Origin of the sequence: Thermomonas haemolytica, assembly GCF_004346265.1 — a bacterium.
Taxonomy (GTDB): domain Bacteria; phylum Pseudomonadota; class Gammaproteobacteria; order Xanthomonadales; family Xanthomonadaceae; genus Thermomonas; species Thermomonas haemolytica.
In genome coordinates this window covers 90,171-110,035 of sequence record NZ_SMAP01000001.1, presented here as the reverse complement: position 1 = coordinate 110,035, position 19,865 = coordinate 90,171, and the positions used below count along the sequence as shown (strand labels likewise).

Below are 19,865 nucleotides of genomic sequence, written 5' to 3'. Positions count from 1 at the left end.
GGGGCGCGGCCAAGCCGCAGGCCATGTTTGCGGGGAACGTCGATTGCGCGCCGCCCTCCCGAGGCACCGATCGGTTTTCGGGAGGCTGGAAGCAAAAAGCGGTAGAATGACGCGCTTCCCCACTTCCGCATGGGTCTGCCGATGCTCCGCATCCTGGCTGAAGCACTGACGTACGACGACGTCTCCCTCGTTCCCGCCCATTCCGCCGTCCTGCCCAAGGACGTTTCGCTGGAAACACGCCTCACCCGCGGCCTCCGCATCCGCCTTCCAGTCGCTTCCGCGGCCATGGACACCGTGAGCGAAGCGCGGCTGGCGGTAGCGATGGCGCAGCTGGGTGGCATCTCGATCCTGCACAAGAACATGAGCGTGCAGGCGCAGGCGGCGGAGGTGGCCAAGGTCAAGACCTTCGAGGCCGGCGTGATCAAGGACCCGTTCACGGTCGGGCCCGACACCACCATCGGCGAAGTCCTGCGCCTGACCCGCGCGCGCAACATCTCCGGGGTGCCGGTGGTGGATGCGCACGGGCAGCTGGTGGGCATCGTCACCGGGCGCGACATGCGCTTCGAGAAGAAGCTCGACGACCCGGTGCGCCACATCATGACCAAGCGCGAGAAGCTGGTCACGGTGAAGGAGGGCGCCAGCGACGACGAAGTGCTGGGCCTGCTGCACAAGCACCGCATCGAGAAGGTGCTGGTGGTCAACGACGAGTTCGCGCTGCGCGGGCTGATCACCGTCAAGGACATCCAGAAGAAGTCCGACAACCCGAACGCGGCCTACGACGCCAGCGGGCGCCTGCTGGTGGGCGCCGCGGTGGGCGTGGGCGGCGACACCGAGCAGCGCGTCGAGGCGCTGGTGGCGGCCGGGGTGGACGTGATCGTGGTGGATACCGCGCACGGCCATTCGCAGGGCGTGCTGGACCGCGTGGCCTGGGTGAAGAAGCACTTCCCGCAGGTGCAGGTGGTGGGCGGCAACATCGTCACCGGCGATGCGGCGCTGGCGCTGATGGATGCCGGCGCGGACGCGGTGAAGGTGGGCGTCGGCCCCGGCTCGATCTGCACCACCCGCATCGTGGCCGGCGTGGGCGTGCCGCAGATCACCGCGATCGACCTGGTGGCCGAAGCCCTGCAGGACCGCATCCCGCTGATCGCCGACGGCGGCATCCGCTACTCCGGCGACATCGGCAAGGCGATCGCGGCCGGCGCCTCCAGCGTGATGATCGGCGGCCTGTTCGCCGGTACCGAGGAAAGCCCCGGCGAGACCGAGCTGTTCCAGGGCCGCAGCTACAAGAGCTACCGCGGCATGGGTTCGCTCGGCGCGATGGAGAAGGGCAGCAAGGACCGCTATTTCCAGGACGCGTCCGATGCCGACAAGCTGGTGCCGGAAGGCATCGAGGGCCGGGTGCCGTATCGCGGCCCGCTGGCCGGCGTGGTCCACCAGCTGATGGGCGGCCTGCGCGCCACCATGGGCTACGTCGGCTGCGCCACCATCGAGGAGATGCGCAAGCGCCCGGTGATGGTGAAGGTCACCGGCGCCGGCCAGCGCGAGAGCCACGTCCACGACGTACAGATCACCAAGGAACCGCCGAACTACCGCGCGAGTTGATGTTGTTTCCCTCTCCCTCCGGGAGAGGGTGGCGCGAAGCGCCGGGTGAGGGTTCGTCACCCGACCCGGCATCCCGATGGCCCGTACTCTCACCCCCAGCCCCTCTCCCGGAGGGAGAGGGGAGCAGAACATGACCGACATCCATTCCGACAAGATCCTGATCCTCGACTTCGGCGCGCAGTACACCCAGCTGATCGCGCGCCGCATCCGCGAGATCGGCGTGTACTGCGAGATCTGGGCCTGGGACCACGACCCGGCCGAGATCGCGGCGTTCGGTGCCAAGGGCATCATCCTGTCGGGCGGGCCGGAATCGACCACCGCACCCGGCTGCCCGGCCGCGCCGCAGGCGGTGTTCGATGCCGGCGTGCCGATCCTCGGCATCTGCTACGGCATGCAGACCCTGGCGGTGCAGTTGGGCGGGGCGACCGAGGCCGGCAACCAGCGCGAGTTCGGCCATGCCGTGCTGGAGATCGTCGCCGAGGACGCACTGCTGTCGAAGGTGGCCACCACCGACGCCCTGCGCAACGTTTGGATGAGCCACGGCGACCACGTCGCCCGTGCGCCCGAGGGCTTCACCGTCACCGCGCGCACCGACCGCCTCGGCATCGCCGCGTTCGCCAATGACGCGAAGAAGATCTACGGCGTGCAGTTCCATCCGGAAGTCACCCACACCGCCGCCGGTGAAGCGCTGCTGCGCCGCTTCGCGGTGGACATCTGCGGCTGCGCCACGCTGTGGACGGCGGATAACATCATCGAAGACCAGATCGCCCGCGTGCGCGCGCAGGTGGGCTCCGACGAGGTGATCCTCGGCCTCTCTGGAGGCGTGGACTCCTCGGTGGTCGCCGCGTTGCTGCACCGCGCGATCGGCGACCAGCTGACCTGCGTGTTCGTGGATACCGGCCTGCTGCGCTGGCAGGAAGGCGACCAGGTCATGGCCATGTTCGCCGAGCACATGGGCGTCAAGGTGATCCGCGTGAACGCGGCCGAGCGCTACTTCAAGGCGCTGGAGGGCGTCGCCGATCCCGAGGCCAAGCGCAAGATCATCGGCAACCTGTTCGTCGAGATCTTCGACGAGGAATCGGCCAAGCTGAAGAACGCCAAATGGCTGGCGCAGGGCACCATCTATCCGGACGTGATCGAGTCGGCCGGCAGCAAGACCGGCAAGGCGCACGTCATCAAGAGCCACCACAACGTCGGCGGCCTGCCCGAACACATGAAGCTGGGGCTGGTGGAGCCGCTGCGCGAGCTGTTCAAGGACGAGGTGCGCCGGCTGGGCGTGGCGCTCGGCCTGCCGCGCGAGATGGTGTACCGCCATCCGTTCCCCGGCCCGGGCCTGGGCGTGCGCATCCTCGGCGAAGTGAAGCCCGAGTACGCGGAGCTGCTGGCGCGCGCGGATGCCATCTTCATCGACGAACTGCGCAAGGCCGGCCTGTACGACAAGACCAGCCAGGCGTTCGCGGTGTTCCTGCCGGTGAAGTCGGTGGGCGTGGTCGGCGACGCGCGCGCCTACGAGTGGGTGATCGCACTGCGCGCGGTGGAAACCATCGACTTCATGACCGCGCATTGGGCGCACCTGCCGTACGACTTCCTCGGCCGTGTGAGCAACCGCATCATCAACGAACTGCGCGGCGTCTCCCGCGTGGTCTACGACATCTCCGGCAAGCCCCCGGCGACGATCGAGTGGGAATGAAGCGACCGCTTGCGTGCCACTGGCGCGCGGCCGCTTCATTGCTCCGCCGGATAGACGGGATCGGAACGGTCGATGCGCCTGACCGCCACGAATGCCTCTTCCATCCGCCCGCATCCACCACATCGACCATCGAATGAGCGACCTGCAATCCACCGACGAACACTGGATGCGCCACGCGCTGGCGCTGGCCGCGCGCGCGCGCGACGAGGACGACGAGATCCCGGTGGGGGCGGTCGTGGTGTCCGCCGACGGTGAGGTGCTGGGCGAGGGCTGGAACCGCAACATCGGCGAACGCGATCCCAGCGCGCATGCCGAGATCGTCGCCCTGCGCGAAGCCGGCCGGCAACTGGGCAACCACCGCCTGCTGGGGACGACGCTCTACGTGACCCTGGAGCCGTGCGCCATGTGCGCGATGGCGATGGTCCACGCCCGCGTCGCCCGCGTAGTGTTCGGCGCGTTCGATCCCAAGACCGGCGCCGCCGGCAGCGTGTTCGACCTGCTGGCCGATCCGCGCCACAACCATCGCGTGGAGGTGCAGGGCGGGGTGCTGGCGGACATCGCCGGCCCCATGCTGACCGCCTATTTCCGGGCCCGGCGCGGCAAGGCCTGACGCTGTCGATCAGTGGCGGCGTGCCAGTTCCTGGTCCAGTTCGAGGTCGAAGCTCTTCACCGCCAGGCTGACTTCGCGCCACATGGCAATACTCGCCGCGAGCAGGAACAGCACGCCCAGCACCGCCATCGCCGTCGGCAGGCCGCCCAGCCTGGAGTCGAGCAGGGCATCGGCCGCCAATGCGAGGCTGGTGCCGACGAAGCTGGCCAGTGCACCGTAGAGCAACCGGCAGGCGCGCAGCACCAGGTGTGCGCGCTGGCGATGCCGGCGGATCTGGTCCTCGCGTTCGCTGGCATCGGGGGTTCCGTGTTCCCAGCTGGTCAGCAGTGCGCGCAGCCGGTCCACCACGCGCGCCAGGCGGGCGTTGGCCGAGGCCAGCAGGCCCGCGGTGGCGGTGAGGAAGAATGCCGGCGCCAGCATCGCAGAGAGGATGACGTGATGGCCCAACGCATTGGCGGCGATCGCGGTGGCGGTTTGCTGGAGCATGCGGCGTCCTGTCGGCAAGCCGGTATCATGCCGCTACCTGAACACGCGTGCGAGTCCCATGCCTGCCGATGCCGCCCAAGACCGCCTGATCTGGATCGACCTGGAGATGACCGGGCTCGACACCGAGCGCGACGGGATCCTCGAGATCGCCACCGTGGTCACCGACGGCCAGCTCAACGTGCTGGCCGAGGGGCCGGAACTGGCGATCGCGCATCCGCTTTCCGTCCTGGAGGCGATGGACGACTGGAACCGCAACCAGCATGCCAAGTCCGGGCTGTGGCGGCGGGTGCTGGAGGAGGGCGTGCCGCTGGCGGAGGCCGAGGCGCGCACGCTGGCGTTCCTGCGCGAGTGGGTGCCGGCCAACACGTCGCCGATGTGCGGCAATTCGATCTGCCAGGACCGGCGCTTCCTGCATCGGCTGATGCCGGCACTGGAGGCCCACTTCCACTACCGCAACCTCGATGTGAGCACGCTCAAGGAACTGGCGCGGCGCTGGGCGCCGACGGTGCTGGCCGGCTTCCGCAAGGAATCGACCCACACCGCGCTGAGCGACGTGCACGATTCGATCGCGGAGCTGCGCCATTACCGCGGCTACATGGGCGCGCTGGCGGGCCTGGCGGACGCTTTCTGAGCCCCGACGGCGCAGGGACGCGCAGCCTTCAGCGCGACGCGGTCGCCGGCGGCGGCTCGGCGTAATACACGTGCAGGTCGCGCTGCGGGAACGGGATGCTGATGCCGTTGGCCGCGAAGGAGTCGCGGATGGCCTCGACGATCTGGCTGCGCGCATCGACGTGGTCGTCGTTGCGGGTGAAGGCGTACAGCGTCAGGGTGATGCTGCTGTCGGCCAGCGCCATCACCCGCGCCACCGGCGGCGGATCCTCCACGACGGCCGGATGCCCACTGGCGATCTTGAGCAGCAGTTCGCGCGCTTTCTTCAGGTCATCGCCATAGCCGACGCCGACCGCGACTTCCATCCGCCGCAAGGGAAGCAGCGAGTAATTCACGATCTGGGTGGTGGTGACCTGGCTGTTGGGCAGGATCACCACCCGGTGGTCGAAGGTGCGCAGCCAGGTCTGGAACACCCGGATTTCCTGCACGATGCCTTCCTGCCCGGCGATCACCACGTGGTCGCCGGCGCGGAACGGACGCAGCACGATCAGCATCACCCCGGCCGCGATGTTGGACAGGGAGTCCTTCAGGGCCAGGCCGACCGCGAGGCCGGCGGCGCCGAGCAGCGCGAACATCGAGGTGGTGGGAATGCCCAGCGCGGTCAGCGCGGTCATGATGACCAGCACCAGCATCACCGCGTAAGCGATGTTGCGCAGGAACCCGCCGAGGGTGGCATCCACCCCGGCGCGGCCCAGCACCCGGTCCAGCCCATGCGCGAAACGCCTGGATAGCCAGCGCCCCAATAGGAAAATCAGGACCGCCGCGAGCACGCGCAGGCCCCAGGTCTCCAGCAGGCCCAGCCAGTCGATCCCGCGCACGTCGCGCATCAGGTCGATGGCATCGCGGTGGAGTGCGGCGGTGGCGGGTTGCAGCAGGCCCACGGCGCTCAGGCGGCCTTCGCCTTGGCGAGCGCCAGCCAGGTGTCGACCACGGTGTCCGGGTTCAGCGAGACCGATTCGATGCCTTGCTCCATCAGCCACTGCGCGAGGTCGGGATGGTCGCTGGGGCCCTGGCCGCAGATGCCGACGTACTTGCCCTTGCGGCGTGCGGCCTGGATCGCCATCCCCAGCAACTTCTTCACCGCTGCATCGCGCTCGTCGAACAGACCGGCGACGATGGCGCTGTCGCGGTCCAGGCCGAGGGTGAGCTGGGTAAGGTCGTTGGAGCCGATCGAGAAGCCGTCGAAGATGTCGAGGAACTCGTCGGCCAGCAGCGCGTTGGAGGGCACCTCGCACATCATGATGATCTTCAGGCCGTGCTCGCCCTGGACCAGGCCGTTCTCGCGCAGCACCTCGACCACCTTGCGGCCTTCATCCAGGGTGCGCACGAACGGGATCATCACCCACACGTTGTCAAGGCCCATCGCCTCGCGCACCCGCTTGACCGCCACGCACTCCAGCGCGAAGGCGTCGCGGAAGCTCGGGTCGATGTAGCGCGAGGCGCCGCGGAACCCGATCATCGGGTTCTCCTCATGTGGCTCGTACTTCGAACCGCCCAGCAGGTTGGCGTATTCGTTCGATTTGAAGTCCGACAGCCGCACGATCACCGGCTTGGGGTAGACCGAGGCGGCGATGGTGGCGATGCCTTCCTTCAGGCGCTCGATATAGAACTCCACCGGGCCGGCGTAGCCGGCGATGCGGGCGTCGATCCTGGCCTTGGTGGCCGCATCCTGCGCGTCGTATTCCAGCAGCGCCTTCGGGTGCACGCCGATGTGGCTGGCGATGATCATTTCCAGGCGGGCCAGGCCGATGCCGGCGTTCGGCAGCATCCCGAAGTCGAACGCGCGCTCCGGGTTGGCCACGTTCATCATGATCTTCAGCGGCGCCTCCGGCATGTTGCCGAGGTCGGTGGTGGTGCGCTCGAAGGGCAGGGCGCCCTGATAGATGTAGCCGGTGTCGCCTTCGGCGCAGCTCACGGTGACCACATCACCGTCGCGGATCGTCTCCATCGCGTTGCCGGTGCCGACCACCGCCGGCACGCCGAGCTCGCGCGCGATGATGGCCGCGTGGCAGGTGCGGCCGCCGCGGTTGGTGACGATCGCGGCGCTGCGCTTCATCACCGGCTCCCAGTCGGGATCGGTCATGTCGGCGATCAGCACGTCGCCCGGCTGCACACGGTGCATGTCGTCCAGGCTGCGCACCACGCGCGCGGTGCCACTGCCGATCTTGTGGCCGATGGCGCGGCCTTCGGCCAGCACCTGGCCGCGGGCGCCCAGGGTGTAGCGCTCGATCTGGGTGGCATGCGCGCGAGATTTCACCGTCTCCGGGCGCGCCTGCAGGATGTAGAGCTTGCCGGTGTGGCCGTCCTTGCCCCATTCGATATCCATCGGGCGGCCGTAGTGCTGCTCGATGACCAGCGCCTGCCTGGCCAGTTCCTGCACGTCCTCGTCGGTAATCGAGAAGCGTGCGCGCAGTTCGGCCGGAGTCTCTTCGGTGCGCACGCGTTCGCCCGGCACGTCGGAATAGACCATGCGCAGCTGCTTGCTGCCCAGCGAACGGCGCAGGATCGCCGGTTTTCCGGCCTGCAGGGTCGGCTTGAACACGTAGAACTCGTCCGGGTTCACCGCGCCCTGCACGACCATCTCGCCCAGGCCGTAGCTGGCGGTGATGAACACCACGTCGCGGAAGCCGGATTCGGTGTCGAGGGTGAACAGCACGCCGGAGGCGCCGACGTCGGAACGCACCATCAGCTGCACGCCGGCCGAGAGGAATACGTCCTCGTGCTTGAAACCGTGGTGCACGCGGTAGGCGATCGCGCGGTCGTTGTACAGGCTGGCGAAGACTTCCTTCACCTTGCGCACCACATCGTCGGCGCCGGTGACGTTGAGGAAGGTCTCCTGCTGGCCGGCGAAGCTGGCATCCGGGAGATCCTCGGCGGTGGCCGAGGAACGCACCGCCACGGCGACGTCGCTACCGCCGGCTTGACGGCACAACTCGGCGTAGGCGGCGCGGATGTCCGCATCCAGCTCCGGCTGCAGCGGCGCATCGATCACCCAGCCGCGGATTTCGGCGCCGGCGGCGGTCAGCGCGGGCACGTCCTCCACGTCCAGGCCGTCCAGCTTGGTGTAGATGCGGGAATGCAGGTCGTTGTGGGCGATGAAGGCCTTGAAGGCGTCGGCGGTGGTGGCGAAGCCGCCGGGCACCGATACCCCGAGCCCGGAGAGCTGGCCGATCATCTCGCCCAGCGAGGCGTTTTTGCCGCCCACCTGGGCGAGGTCGGTTAGGCGCAGTTCGTTCAGCCAGAGGACGTTGCGGATCGGGGCGGGGATGCTCAAGGCAGGCTCCGTGAGGCGTTGGCGGCGCAGGCGCGCGGAAGTTCGCTATTTTACCCCGAGCCTCGCCGAGGAGTTCCGATGGACGCCGTACGCCCCGTGTTCTATGTCTCCGATGGCACCGGCATCACCGCCGAGACCATCGGCCACAGCCTGCTGACCCAGTTCAGCGGGCAGCGCTTCTCCAGTGACAGGCTGCCGTTTGTGGACACGCTGGACAAGGCGCGCGCCGCTGCCGGCAAAATCCGTGCCGCCGCACAATCCAGTGGTGTGCGTCCGATCGTCATCAGTTCCTGCGTGGATCAGGCGCTGACGGCGCAACTGGCCGAAAGTGGCGGGCTGATCCTGGATGTGTTTGCTCCGTTCATCGGGCCACTGGAGCGCGAGTTGGGACAGCCCAGGCAGCCGCGGGTGGGGCAGGCGCATGGGATCGTCGATTTCGAGGCCTACCATCGGCGCATCAATGCAATGAACTATGCGCTGGCGCATGACGATGGTGTCCGTCTTGACTACAGCGACGCCGACCTCATCCTGGTCGGCGTCTCGCGTGCCGGCAAGACGCCGACCTGCATCTATCTGGCCCTGCACCACGGTGTGCGCGCCGCCAACTACCCGCTCACACCGGAAGATCTGGAAGGCGAGTGTCTGCCGGCTGTCCTGCGTCCGTATCGCTCCAAACTGTTCGGCCTGACGATCGACCCCGTACGTCTGCATCAAATCCGTCAGGAGCGCCGCCCCAATTCCCGCTATGCGCAGTTGGATACCTGTCGGCGTGAGGTTGCGCAGGCCGAGGCCATGCTGCGCCGTGAGGGCATCGAAATGCTCAGCACGACGCATGCCTCGATCGAGGAGATCGCCAGCCGGGTAATGGAAGCGCTGGGCCTGGACCGCGAAATGTTCTAATGCCGGTGCCGCGCGCAGCCCTTTCCAAGCCTGCGCGTCGCAAGAAGGCGCGTCAATCCTGCCAGCAGTGAATCGGCGCGTGTAGGATCGGTGCATGAGCCTTGCCGTCGCCCGCCGCCAGCGCATCCCCAGCCTCAGCCGCTTCGGCTGGCTGATGGGGCTGTATGCCGAGAACCATGCGCGCCTGCAGCGCCTGTTCGACGTGGCCCACCTGCCGAGCGGCGGCTACGTCTCCACGATCGGCGACGGGCTCGACCTGCGGATCGAGGTGCTGGAGCAGCATGCCTACACCAGCGAACTGCGCATGAGCTATGGCCTGGTCGATCCGCACACCGGCCTGGCCGATCCTTCCGCACACCTGCGCCTGTACCACGACGCGCGCCAGGTCGAAGCCACCCACTGCTATGCCGGGCGCCGCTGGCAGGACGTGATCGGGATGTTCCCGCCGCCGCAGCGCATCCTCGACCACCGCCTGCGCATGAACACCTTCCTCGGCAAATGGCTGCAGTACCTCGCCGAGCGCGGCCACGGCATGGCCACCCTGCAGCGTTGCGGGGTGGGCGGCGACGGGCAGGGCGCCGCGATCGCGACGCAGCCCGCGGACGCCTGAGACTGCGCCGTCGAAAATTCGTTGCAAAAACCTCTTGACGGTTTTCGATTTGCCCTCCAGAATGCGCGTCTTTCCAGCCCGTGGGGCCATAGCTCAGCTGGGAGAGCGCCTGCATGGCATGCAGGAGGTCGCCGGTTCGATCCCGGCTGGCTCCACCACGTTCCAACGCGTTTTCGGTTCTGTCCCCATCGTCTAGAGGCCTAGGACATTACCCTTTCACGGTAGCGACCGGGGTTCGAATCCCCGTGGGGACGCCATCTCCGAATCCGCAGTTCCATGCCAACGGCCGCCGCAAGGTGGCCGTTTCGCTTTGGGGCGATTCCATCCGTGGCGCTCGCGTGGGCAATGGCCATCCAGCGCGCCCGCGCGACGCGCGTGGACTGTTTCGAGCGCTCAGGCGTCCTTGTTGTGCCGGCGCAGCAGGCGCTGCTTCTCGCGGTTCCAGTCGCGGTCCTTGCTGGCCTGGCGCTTGTCGTGGGTCTGCTTGCCCTTGGCCAGCGCGAGTTCGGCCTTCACCTTGTTGCCCTTCCAGTACAGCGCGGTGGGCACGAGGGTGTAGCCGTCGCGCTGGATGCGGCCGATCAGGTTGTCGATCTCGTGCCGGTGCAGCAGCAGCTTGCGCGTGCGGCGGTCGTTGGCGACCACGTGGGTGGAGGCCTGGATCAGCGGGGTGATCTGGGCGCCGATCAGGAACAGCTCGCCCTGCAGCACCACCGCGTAGGCATCGCCGATGTTGGCGCGGCCGGCGCGGATCGCCTTCAGCTCCCAGCCCTGCAGGGCGAGGCCGGCCTCGAACTTCTGCTCGAAGCTGTACTCGTGGCGCGCGCGCTTGTTGAGCGCGATGGTGCCGCCGCCGTTTGGCTTATCCTTGCCGTTCTTCTTGCTCATCCCGCCATTCTCGCCGATCCGGATGCCGCGCGGTGCATCCGGGCCGCACGGACCCCACGATGCCCGTCATCCAGCGCAGCGCCCTCGTCGAACACTCCGCCCGCCGCATGTTCGCCCTGGTGAACGACGTGCAGGCCTATCCGCGCCGCTTCGACTGGTGCCGCCAGGCGCAGGTGTTGGAGGAAGGCCCGGAGCGGCTGGTGGCGCGGCTCGACCTCGGGCTGGGCGGCTTCCACACCTGGTTCACCACCGAGAATCTGCTGGCGCCGCCGCACCACATCGAGATGTCCCTGCGCGACGGCCCGTTCCGCCACCTGCATGGCCGCTGGGAGTTCCATGCGCTGGACGAATGCGCCTGCAAGGTGAGCCTGCGGCTGGATTTCGAACCGCAGAACCGGCTGCTTGGCCCGGCGCTGCAGCTGGGCATGCAGGGGCTGGCCGACCGTATGGTGGACGATTTCGTGCGCGAAGCGGACCGGAGCGGTGAGTGATGCAGGTGGAACTGGTCCGCGCCTGGCCCGGGCGCTTCGATGCCGTGCAGGTGGCGCTACCGCCCGGCGCCTGCGTGGCGGATGCACTGCAGGCCGCGGGCTGGCGGCTGGATGCGGAGTTCGTGGCGCTGGCGGTGTTCGGCCAGGTCGCCGGGTTGCAAACGCCGCTGCACGACGGCGACCGGATCGAACTGCTGCGGCCGCTGCAGTGCGACCCGATGCAGGCGCGGCGGCGGCGCGCCGGGACGCGCGCCAGGCGCTGATGGCGCGCGGGCGATCTCAGCGGCCGCGCTTCTTCTTGTCCTTGTCCTTGGCCAGGTTCGGGCCGAAGTAACGGATCGAGTTGTTGGCCAGGGCCTCGTCCTGCTCGGGGAAGTACTCGCCTTCCCAGCGCGCCAGCTGGCCGTTCTCGAACCACAGGGTCATGGTCTTGACCACCGGCGCGCCGGTGCGGCCGATGCGCTGGCTGGCGACGTAGTCCCAGCGGTCGTGGTGGAACGGATCGCGGACCGACGGGGTGCCCAGCAGCATCATCACCTGGCGCTGGTCCATGCCGGCCTGCAGCTGGTCCACCGAGGTCTTTTCCAGCAGGTTGCCCTGGAAGATCGGTTGCCGGTACACCAACCCGCAGCCGCTCACGAACAGGGTGGCCAGGACGAGGGGAAGCAGCTTGCGCATCGGCGGGGCGGGGCAGTGGCAGGAACGCCGATGATACACTCCCGGCCACATGCATCGGCCAGCATGGCCTGCACGGGCGCGTGCATTCATGCGCGGTTGCCGGTTGCGCCCGCGACGGAGGGTTTTCGATGGCGCCGGATCTTCGCAAGGCTGGACTCAAGGTCACCCACCCGCGGCTGCGGATCCTGGAGTTGCTGGAACACGCCAAGCCGCGGCACATGACCGCCGAGGACATCTACAAGCACCTGCTGGCCGAGGGCGAGGATATCGGCCTGGCCACCATCTACCGGGTGCTGACCCAGTTCGAGGCCGCGCACCTGGTGCTGAAGCACAACTTCGAGGGCGGTACCGCGGTGTACGAGCTGGATCGCGGCGTCCACCACGACCACATGGTGGACGTGGACACCGGCAAGGTGATCGAGTTCCAGAGCGAGGAAATCGAGCGGCTGCAGCAGAAGATCGCCGCCGAGCATGGCTATGAGATCGCCGACCACGCGCTGGTGCTGTACGTGCGCAAGAAGCGCTGAAATTCTGCGTCGGCCGCGCGCGGTTCGCGCCCGTGGTTCGACAGGCTCACCACGAACGGAAACTGGCAGGCCCGCCAAGAACGGGAACTGGCTGGCGGGCGCGCAGAGGGCCTCAGAACCAGAAGCGGACGCCGGCGACCCAGCCGTGGTCGCGCACGGGCTCGCCGCGTAGGCGCGCCTGGTCCGCGGTACCGCCATGCCGCTGCGTCCAGGCATAGCCGAGGTAGGGCGCGAATTCGCGCCGGATCTCGTAGCGTAGCCGCAGGCCCTGCGATGTCTGCGCAAGGCCCGCGCCGGTGCCGCGCGCGGGAACGGCGCGCCCGTTGAGCACCGCCTCCAGATGCGGCTGCAGGATCAGGCGGTTGGTGAGCAGCAGCTCGTACTCGGCCTCGGCGCGCAGCATCGCGCGTCCACCGCGGCCCAGGTAGGCAGTGGCCTGCATCTCGAACTTGTACGGGGCCAGCCCCTGCACGCCGAGCGCCAGCCAGTCGCGCGCGGGGCTGGGCCCGGCGGTGTCGTGGCGGAGGCCGGCCAGCACGTCCCACCAGGCATCCAGCGGGTGGCCCCACAGGGCTTCGAGGCTGGCATCGGTCTGGCCGCGGGCGCGCTCGCCCTCGCTGCGCAGCCACAGGCGGCCATAGTCGCGGCCGATCCAGACCTTGCCCGACCAGGCCAGCGCATCGCCCTGGGTGTATTCGAAGCGGTCGGCCTGCACCATCCACACCAGCGGATCGCCATGCACATGCTGACCGTGCAGGAGCGGAAACGCCGCGGCGCGGTCCGCCGCGGTCACCGGCGGCACCTGGTAGGGGGCGGCTCGGGCGGCGGGATCGTCGCGGTTGGCATGGGTGTCATGGTTGCCGTGCCCGGCATGGTCGGCCTGCGCAGCCTGGGCGGTCTGCCCGGCCTGCCCGCCATTCGCCTGATGGCCGGCATGCGCATCCGCACCTTCCGCCGGCGTTGATGCTGCGGGCGACGGCGGCATGAGCATCGCGTGCCCGTGGTGCGCGTGCGACTGCGCGGCGGTCACGCCGGCCCAGAGCAGCAGGGGAGGCAGGAAGAGACGGCGCATCATTCCTCCACCCGCACTTCGCGCATCATCCCGGTTTCCATGTGCAGCAGCATGTGGCAGTGGAAGGCCCAGCGTCCGAGCGCATCGGCGGTGACGCGGATGCTGCGACGGGTGCCGGGTGGCATCGAGACCGTGTGCTTGCGCACCAGGAAGCGGCTGTCCGCGTCCTCCAGATCGCTCCACATCCCGTGCAGGTGGATGGGGTGTTCCATCATGGTGTCGTTGACCAGCACCAGCCGCACGCGCTCGCCGTAGCGCAGCCGGATCGGCTCCGCGTCGGTAAAGGGGATGCCGTCGAAGCCCCAGGTGAAGCGCGCCATGTTGCCGGTGAGGTGCAGCTCGATGTCGCGCGACGGCAGGCGATCGTCCGCAGGCGGCTGCAGGCTGCGCAGGTCGGCGTAGCGCAGCACGCGGCGGCCGTTGTCGCGCAGGCCGATGCCGGGGTCGTCCAGGCGCGGCGTGGGCAGCATGGTCTGCATGTCCACATCGGGGTTGCCGCGTTCGCTGGCCGGATGCGCCTGCATCGGCGCAGGCGCGTGCGCGCCGTGATCCATCCCGGCCATGCCCGCCATGTGCATCGCTGCCCCGCAGGCCATCTCGCCCGTCGCCTTGCCGTGCCCACCGTGCCCCATGTCCTGCATGGTCAGCAGCGGGCGCGGGTCCATTGCCGGGATCGGCGCCTGCATGCCCGGGCGCGGGGCGAGGGTGATGCGGGTATGGCCGCTGCGGTCCATCGCCTGCGCGAACACGGTGTAGGCGGCGTCCATATCCGGCTGCACGATCACGTCATAGGTTTCCGCTGGGGCGATCCGGAACTCGTCGATCGCAACCGGATGCACCGGCTGGCCGTCCGCCGCGACCACGGTCATGGTGAGGCCGGGGATGCGCACGTCGAAAAAGGTCATCGCCGCGCCGTTGATGAAGCGCAACCGCACGCGCTCGCCCGGCGCAAACAGCGCGGTCCAGTTCTGCGCGGCGGTGTGGCCGTTGGCGAGGAAGGTGTAGGTGTGGCCGTTGACGTCGGCCAGGTCGGTGGGGCTCATCCGCATCGCGCCCCAGGCACGGCGGTCGGCCAGGGTGGCGGCCAGCCCGTCGCGGCGCACGTCGCGCACGAAATCCGCGAGCGTGCGCTTGTGCAGGTTGTCGTAGTCGCTGCGCTTCTTCATCCGCGCCAGCAGCCGCGCCGGCGGCAGGTCGGTCCAGTCGGAGAGCAGCACCACGTAGTCGCGCTCGCAGGCCAGCGGGTCCGGGCCGGCCGGGTCGATGATGATCGCACCCAGCAGCCCGGCCTGTTCCTGCAGGCTGGAATGGCTGTGGTACCAGTAGGTGCCGCTCTGGCGGAGCTTGAAGCGGTAGTGGTATTCGCCGCCGGGCGGGATGCCGTTGAAGCTCATCCCCGGCACGCCGTCCATGTTCGCCGGCAGCAGCAGGCCGTGCCAGTGGATGGAGCTGGTTTCGTCCAGTGTGTTGCGTACCCGGATGTCCACGGTCTCGCCTTCGCGCCAGCGCAGCACCGGGCCCGGCAGCAGGCCGTTGACGGTGAACGCGTATGCGCTGCGCCCGGTGATGTTGACCGGGGTGCGCCCGATGCGCAGGTCGAAGGTGTTGCCCGCGAGCACGGTGGGTTCATCCGGCGCCGCCAGCGCCCACAGCGGGCGTAGCGCCAGTGCACCGGCACCCAGCGCCGCGCCGCGCAGCAGGCGACGGCGGCCACGGTCGTGCACGTCGCGGGGATCGCCCTCAGTCATCGGCGGCGATCAACTGCGCGGGGTAGTCGGCCTCCGCCAGCGCCTCTACCGCGGCCTGCGGGGTGAAGGCGCCCTGTGCGCGCACTTCGCCGTGCGCAAGGTCCACGTCCACCCGCGCCTCGGCATCCAGCGCGCGCAGGGCGGCGGTCACGCTGCGCACGCAGTGCTGGCAGCTCATGTTCTCGACTTTCAGCAGCATTGGAGTGGCTCCTGTGGTGGCGGGCGGGAAGACGATGCGCGGAAGTGTCGGGCTTGCCGCGATAGGAAGGTCAAGCAGGCAGGGATGGCGGCAGGCACGGCGGCGTTTGCCCTGTCATGCTGCACTGCAATACAAGGGGTGTCCCTGTTCCGGTTTCCCTCGATCTTGCAATGCGCGCCCGCAGGGGCGGGCACGGAGAAGTTTTTTATGTCGGTCAATTATTCGCTGCGCGAGCAGTGGTTCGGTAACGTGCGCGGCGACATCCTGTCGGGCGTGCTGGTGGCGCTGGCGCTGATCCCGGAGGCGATCGCGTTTTCGCTGATCGCCGGGGTGGATCCCAAGGTGGGGCTGTACGCGGCCTTCTGCATCGCGGTGGTGACCTCCATCGCCGGCGGTCGCCCGGGCATGATTTCCGCCGCGACCGGCGCGATGGCGCTGCTGATGGTGGACCTGGTGCGCGACCACGGCCTGCAATACCTGTTCGCGGCCACCATCCTCACCGGCCTGCTGCAATTGCTGGCGGCGGCGCTGCGGTTGAATACCCTGATGCGCTTCGTGTCGCGCTCGGTGGTGGTGGGCTTCGTCAATGCGCTGGCCATCCTGATTTTCCTGGCGCAGCTGCCGGAGCTGGTGGGCAAGTCGTGGCAGGTGTACGCGGCCTGTGCCGCGGGGCTGGCGATCATCTACCTGCTGCCGCGCCTGACCCGCGCGGTGCCCTCGGCGCTGGTGGCGATCGTGGTGCTGACCCTGGCCGTCGGCTGGCTGGGCTGGGACATCCGCACCGTCGGCGACATGGGCCACCTGCCGGACAGCCTGCCGGCGTTCCTGCTGCCGGACATCCCGTGGACGCTGGACACCCTGCGCATCCTGCTGCCGGTCTCGACCACCCTGGCGGTGGTGGGCCTGCTGGAATCGCTGATGACCGCCCAGATCGTGGAGGACATGACCGACACCCCGACCAACCGCCGTCGCGAATCTGCGGGGCAGGGCGTGGCCAACATCGTCTCGGGTCTGTTCGGCGGCATGGCCGGCTGCGCGATGATCGGGCAATCGGTGATCAACATCACGGCTGGCGGGCGCGGGCGGCTGTCCTGCCTGGTCGCCGGCGTGGTGCTGCTGGTGCTGGTGGTATACGCCTCGCCGTGGGTGTCGAAGATCCCGATGGCGGCACTGGTGGCGGTGATGATCACGGTGAGCATCGGCACCTTCCACTGGAAGAGCTTCCGCGAGTTCAAGACCCATCCCAAGACCGCCAACCTGATCATGCTGGGCACGGTGGTGGTGACCGTGGCCACCCACGACCTCGCCAAGGGCGTGCTGACGGGCGTGCTGCTCACCGCGCTGTCGTTCACCCGCCGGGTCAGCGCGATGCTGGTGGTGGAGGATCGCCCGGGCCCGAACGGGGAGCGTATCTACGAGGCCCGCGGGCAGGTGTTCTTCGCCTCGGCGGTGCAGTTCGCCAACAGCTTCGATTACATCCACGCACCGGCGAAGGTGGTGATCGACGTGCGCAAGGCGCATTTCTGGGACACCAGCGCGGTGGCCGCGCTGGACCGGGTGGTGCTGAAGTTCCGCAAGCACGGCGCGCAGGTGGAGGTGGTGGGCCTGAACGAGGCCAGCGAATGGCTGGTGGACCGCCTCAACACCTACCGCGACGAATCCGCCAGCCTCGCCAGCGGGCACTGAGCCCGTGCGGCGGGGCGGGCCTTGCGACCGGGCGCCGGCAACCGGCCCGGTCGCGGCTCACCCCGGGCCGGCCGCCGCGCCGCTCGTCGCGTGCCGCGGCAGGGCCAGCGAGATCGCCGCGGCGATCGCCACGAACGCGGCCGAGATCCACAGGCAGGCGGTAAGCCCCGCAACCTGGAACACCCAGCCCGACAGCACCGTGCCCAGCAGGCGGCCCATCGCGTTGGCCATGTAGTAGAAGCCGACGTCCAGCGAGACGCCATCCTCGCTGGCGTAGCTCACGATCAGATAGCTGTGCAGCGCGGAGTTGATCGCGAACAGCACCCCGAACAGCAGCAACCCGCCCACCAGCACATCGCGGGCGTCCAGGCCGCGGCCCAGGGCCAGCGCCATGCCGGCGGTGACGGCGGCCAGCAGCAGCGCCCACAGTAGTGCGGCGCGTCCGTCCGGCAGCGCCCCGCGTCGGCGTCCGGTGACCCAGGGCGCCAGCGACTGCACGATGCCGTAGCCGATCACCCAGGCGGCGAGAAAGCCGCCGACCTGCCAGAAATCCCAGCCGAGGCTGTCGTACAGGAACACCGGCAAGGCGACCACGAACCACACGTCGCGCGCACCGAACAGGAACAGCCGCGCCGCCGACAGCAGGTTGATCGCCCGGCTCTTGGAGAACGCCTCGCGGAACTTCGGCTTGGCCTTGGCCTTGCCCAGGTCGCGCTTGAGCAATACCAGGCTGGCCAGCCACACCAGCAGCAACATGCCGGCCATCGCCGCCACCGCGGCGCGGAAGCCGATCGCCGCCAGCAGCGCGCCGCCGAGGAAGAAGCCGACGCCCTTGAGCGCGTTCTTGGAGCCGGTCAGCGCCGCCACCCAGCGGAACAGCGCGTCCTGCTGCTGGTCCGGCACCAGCAGCTTGATGCTGGCCTTGGCGCTCATCTTGTTGAGGTCCTTGGCGATCCCCGACAGCGCCTGCGCCGCCATCACCCACGGCACCGTCAACGCCGCCGCCGGCACCAGCAGCATCGCCAGCGCCACCACCTGCAGCAGCAGCCCGATGTTCATGGTGCGGTTGAGCCCGATGCGCGCCCCCAGCCAGCCGCCGACCAGGTTGGTGACGACCCCGAACACCTCGTAGAACAAAAACAGCATCGCCACCTGCAGCGGGCTGTAGCCGAGCAGGTGGAAATGCAGCACCACCAGCATGCGCAGGGCGCCGTCGGTGAGGGTGAAGGCCCAGTAGTTGCCGGTGATCAGCAGGTACTGGCGAACCTCGGAGGAGAGCTGCGCCCGCATCGCTCAGCCCGCGCCGCCGACCAGCTGCACCAGCTCGCCGAGCCGGTTGGCATAGCCCCATTCGTTGTCGTACCAGGCATACAGCTTCACCTGGGTGCCGTTCACCACCAGCGTGGACGGCGCGTCCACGATGGCCGAGCGCGGGTCGTGCAGGAAGTCGATCGACACCAGCGGGCGGGTCTCGTAGCCGAGGATGCCGGCCAGCGGGCCTTCGGCGGCCGCGCGCAGCAGGCCGTTGACCTCCTCCACGCTGGTCGCGCGCTCGACCTCGAACACGCAGTCGGTGAGCGAGGCATTGGTCAGCGGCACCCGCACCGCGTGCCCATCCAGGCGCCCGCGCAGCTCGGGGAAGATTTCCGCGATCGCGGTGGCCGAGCCGGTGGAGGTCGGGATCAGGCTGCTGCCGCAGGCGCGCGCCCGGCGCAGGTCCTTGTGCGGCGCGTCCACGATCACCTGGGTATTGGTCAGGCTGTGCACGGTGGTCAGGCTGCCGTGGCGGATGCCGATGCCCTCGTGGATCACCTTCACCAGCGGCGCCAGGCAGTTGGTGGTGCAGGACGCGGCGGAGACGATGCGGTGCACGGCCGGATCGAAGCGGTGGTGGTTGACGCCCATCACCACGTCCAGCGCGCCGGCGGCCTTCACCGGCGCGGCCACCACCACCCGCCGCACGCCCTGGTCGAGGTAGGGCTGCAGCACGTCCGGCTTGCGGAACTTGCCGGAGGCTTCGATCACCACGTCGCAGCCGGACCAATCGGTGGCGGCCAGCTCGCGGTTGCGGCTGACCGGGATGCGCACGCCCTCGATCACCAGTGCATCGCCATCGCTGGCAATCGCCGCATCCCAGCGCCCGTGCACCGAGTCGAACTGCAGCAGGTGGGCGAGGGTGGCGGCATCACCCGCCGGGTCGTTGATGTGCACGAAGGACAGCCCGGGCTTGCCCCAGGCGGCGCGCAGGGCCAAGCGCCCCATGCGACCAAAACCATTGATGCCGATGCGGATGTTCATATGCAGGCTCGTTTGTGGGAAACCGTGGAGGGAAGGGAAACGTCAGGCACAGCCGCGCCGCGCACCGGGCAGGCAGCCCGGCTGGCCGCTCTCGGCGCAGCAGTTGCGGGTGAGGAAGTCGATCAGTGCGTCCATCGCGGCGAAATCGGCGCGGTAGCGGATGGCGCGGCCCTGTGGCTCGGCCGCGATCAGGCCGGCCGCGGCCAGCTCTTTCAGATGGAACGACAGGGTGGCGCCGGGCAGATCCAGCGTCTCGGCGATCTCCCCGGCCAGGCGGCCGTCCGGGCCGGCCTCCACCAGCAGGCGGAAAACCGCCAGCCGGGTGGCCTGGCCCAGCGCGGCGAGGGCGGCGGTGGCGTCTTTTATTTCCATTTTTCCAGAATAATCGAATGGCGACACCGTAATCGCCGGATGTGACATCGGCATGACGAAGCCAC

General features: G+C 68.8%; 21 protein-coding genes and 2 tRNA genes. 12 read left to right on the top strand and 11 right to left on the bottom strand.

What is annotated here, in order from left to right; all coding sequences use genetic code 11:
* Window positions 1-141 precede the first annotated feature (141 nt).
* From guaB to tadA, 3 genes are all read left to right on the top strand, one after another.
* A complete protein-coding gene (guaB, locus tag EDC34_RS00575; protein WP_114959254.1) occupies window positions 142-1,602 on the top strand; it encodes an IMP dehydrogenase in 1,461 nt (486 codons plus the stop codon).
* 130 nt (window positions 1,603-1,732) lie between these two features.
* Window positions 1,733-3,292, top strand: a complete 1,560-nt coding sequence (guaA, locus tag EDC34_RS00565) for a glutamine-hydrolyzing GMP synthase (RefSeq protein ID WP_114958910.1) — start codon at window positions 1,733-1,735, stop codon at window positions 3,290-3,292.
* Window positions 3,293-3,425: 133 nt separating this feature from the next.
* Window positions 3,426-3,902: a tRNA adenosine(34) deaminase TadA gene (tadA, locus tag EDC34_RS00560; protein ID WP_114958909.1), complete on the top strand. Its 477-nt coding sequence runs from the start codon at window positions 3,426-3,428 to the stop codon at window positions 3,900-3,902.
* 9 nt (window positions 3,903-3,911) lie between these two features.
* Here tadA and EDC34_RS00555 read toward each other — a convergent pair whose 3' ends face one another.
* Complete coding sequence (locus tag EDC34_RS00555; protein ID WP_114958908.1) at window positions 3,912-4,388, bottom strand: DUF2721 domain-containing protein; 477 nt, start codon at window positions 4,386-4,388, stop codon at window positions 3,912-3,914.
* Window positions 4,389-4,446: 58 nt separating this feature from the next.
* Between EDC34_RS00555 and orn the strand changes: the two genes are divergently transcribed.
* Window positions 4,447-5,019, top strand: a complete 573-nt coding sequence (gene orn / locus EDC34_RS00550; protein WP_114958907.1) for an oligoribonuclease — start codon at window positions 4,447-4,449, stop codon at window positions 5,017-5,019.
* 28 nt (window positions 5,020-5,047) lie between these two features.
* On the opposite strand, the gene EDC34_RS00545 is transcribed toward orn, so the two are convergent.
* Together EDC34_RS00545 and ppsA are read right to left on the bottom strand one after the other, a co-directional pair.
* Window positions 5,048-5,938: a mechanosensitive ion channel family protein gene (locus EDC34_RS00545; RefSeq protein WP_240311025.1), complete on the bottom strand. Its 891-nt coding sequence runs from the start codon at window positions 5,936-5,938 to the stop codon at window positions 5,048-5,050.
* Window positions 5,939-5,943: 5 nt separating this feature from the next.
* Window positions 5,944-8,313 (bottom strand): phosphoenolpyruvate synthase, encoded by a 2,370-nt coding sequence (ppsA, locus tag EDC34_RS00540; protein ID WP_114959252.1) that lies wholly within the window; start codon window positions 8,311-8,313, stop codon window positions 5,944-5,946.
* A gap of 96 nt (window positions 8,314-8,409) precedes the next feature.
* Here ppsA and ppsR point away from each other — a divergent pair, with 96 nt between their 5' ends.
* The 4 genes from ppsR to EDC34_RS00520 all read left to right on the top strand — a co-directional run bounded on the left by ppsR (window position 8,410) and on the right by EDC34_RS00520 (window position 10,098).
* The gene (ppsR, locus tag EDC34_RS00535) at window positions 8,410-9,231 is read left to right on the top strand and encodes a posphoenolpyruvate synthetase regulatory kinase/phosphorylase PpsR (RefSeq protein WP_114958906.1); all 822 of its coding nucleotides are present in this window, start codon (window positions 8,410-8,412) and stop codon (window positions 9,229-9,231) included.
* A 94-nt stretch (window positions 9,232-9,325) separates the two neighbouring features.
* Window positions 9,326-9,841 (top strand): DUF1249 domain-containing protein, encoded by a 516-nt coding sequence (locus tag EDC34_RS00530; RefSeq protein WP_114958905.1) that lies wholly within the window; start codon window positions 9,326-9,328, stop codon window positions 9,839-9,841.
* An 82-nt stretch (window positions 9,842-9,923) separates the two neighbouring features.
* A tRNA-Ala gene (locus EDC34_RS00525) sits at window positions 9,924-9,999 on the top strand.
* A gap of 23 nt (window positions 10,000-10,022) precedes the next feature.
* Window positions 10,023-10,098, top strand: a tRNA-Glu gene (locus EDC34_RS00520).
* Window positions 10,099-10,234: 136 nt separating this feature from the next.
* On the opposite strand, the gene smpB is transcribed toward EDC34_RS00520, so the two are convergent.
* Window positions 10,235-10,729: an SsrA-binding protein SmpB gene (gene smpB / locus EDC34_RS00515; RefSeq protein WP_114958904.1), complete on the bottom strand. Its 495-nt coding sequence runs from the start codon at window positions 10,727-10,729 to the stop codon at window positions 10,235-10,237.
* 59 nt (window positions 10,730-10,788) lie between these two features.
* Between smpB and EDC34_RS00510 the strand changes: the two genes are divergently transcribed.
* Together EDC34_RS00510 and EDC34_RS00505 are read left to right on the top strand one after the other, a co-directional pair.
* Window positions 10,789-11,220 (top strand): type II toxin-antitoxin system RatA family toxin, encoded by a 432-nt coding sequence (locus EDC34_RS00510; RefSeq protein WP_114958903.1) that lies wholly within the window; start codon window positions 10,789-10,791, stop codon window positions 11,218-11,220.
* Window positions 11,220-11,483 carry an RnfH family protein gene (locus EDC34_RS00505; protein ID WP_114958902.1) on the top strand — a complete coding sequence of 88 codons (264 nt, stop codon included), beginning with the start codon at window positions 11,220-11,222 and terminating at the stop codon, window positions 11,481-11,483. The genes EDC34_RS00510 and EDC34_RS00505 overlap by 1 nt, the downstream gene beginning before the upstream one ends.
* Before the next feature lie 16 nt (window positions 11,484-11,499).
* Here EDC34_RS00505 and EDC34_RS00500 read toward each other — a convergent pair whose 3' ends face one another.
* Window positions 11,500-11,898 (bottom strand): outer membrane protein assembly factor BamE, encoded by a 399-nt coding sequence (locus EDC34_RS00500; RefSeq protein ID WP_114958901.1) that lies wholly within the window; start codon window positions 11,896-11,898, stop codon window positions 11,500-11,502.
* Window positions 11,899-12,026: 128 nt separating this feature from the next.
* On the opposite strand from EDC34_RS00500, the gene fur reads away from it, so the two are divergent.
* Window positions 12,027-12,425, top strand: coding sequence for a ferric iron uptake transcriptional regulator (fur, locus tag EDC34_RS00495; RefSeq protein WP_114958900.1), 399 nt, complete (start codon window positions 12,027-12,029; stop codon window positions 12,423-12,425).
* A gap of 112 nt (window positions 12,426-12,537) precedes the next feature.
* On the opposite strand, the gene EDC34_RS00490 is transcribed toward fur, so the two are convergent.
* From EDC34_RS00490 to EDC34_RS00480, 3 genes are read right to left on the bottom strand one after another with little or no spacing between them, the layout of a single operon-like run.
* Window positions 12,538-13,497, bottom strand: coding sequence for a copper resistance protein B (locus EDC34_RS00490; protein WP_165921006.1), 960 nt, complete (start codon window positions 13,495-13,497; stop codon window positions 12,538-12,540).
* Window positions 13,497-15,245, bottom strand: coding sequence for a copper resistance system multicopper oxidase (locus EDC34_RS00485; RefSeq protein WP_114958898.1), 1,749 nt, complete (start codon window positions 15,243-15,245; stop codon window positions 13,497-13,499). The genes EDC34_RS00490 and EDC34_RS00485 overlap by 1 nt, the downstream gene beginning before the upstream one ends.
* Window positions 15,238-15,444: a heavy-metal-associated domain-containing protein gene (locus EDC34_RS00480; protein ID WP_114958897.1), complete on the bottom strand. Its 207-nt coding sequence runs from the start codon at window positions 15,442-15,444 to the stop codon at window positions 15,238-15,240. The genes EDC34_RS00485 and EDC34_RS00480 overlap by 8 nt, the downstream gene beginning before the upstream one ends.
* 207 nt (window positions 15,445-15,651) lie before the next feature.
* Between EDC34_RS00480 and EDC34_RS00475 the strand changes: the two genes are divergently transcribed.
* Window positions 15,652-17,130, top strand: a complete 1,479-nt coding sequence (locus EDC34_RS00475) for a SulP family inorganic anion transporter (protein ID WP_114958896.1) — start codon at window positions 15,652-15,654, stop codon at window positions 17,128-17,130.
* Between the two features lie 57 nt (window positions 17,131-17,187).
* Here the strand turns inward: EDC34_RS00475 and arsJ are convergent, their stop codons facing one another.
* The 3 genes from arsJ to EDC34_RS00460 are packed head-to-tail and all read right to left on the bottom strand — an operon-like array spanning window position 17,188 to window position 19,800.
* A complete protein-coding gene (arsJ, locus tag EDC34_RS00470) occupies window positions 17,188-18,420 on the bottom strand; it encodes an organoarsenical effux MFS transporter ArsJ (protein ID WP_114958895.1) in 1,233 nt (410 codons plus the stop codon).
* Window positions 18,421-18,423: 3 nt separating this feature from the next.
* Window positions 18,424-19,428, bottom strand: a complete 1,005-nt coding sequence (locus EDC34_RS00465) for an ArsJ-associated glyceraldehyde-3-phosphate dehydrogenase (RefSeq protein ID WP_114958894.1) — start codon at window positions 19,426-19,428, stop codon at window positions 18,424-18,426.
* Between the two features lie 42 nt (window positions 19,429-19,470).
* Window positions 19,471-19,800, bottom strand: coding sequence for an ArsR/SmtB family transcription factor (locus tag EDC34_RS00460; RefSeq protein WP_114958893.1), 330 nt, complete (start codon window positions 19,798-19,800; stop codon window positions 19,471-19,473).
* Window positions 19,801-19,865: the final 65 nt, after the last annotated feature.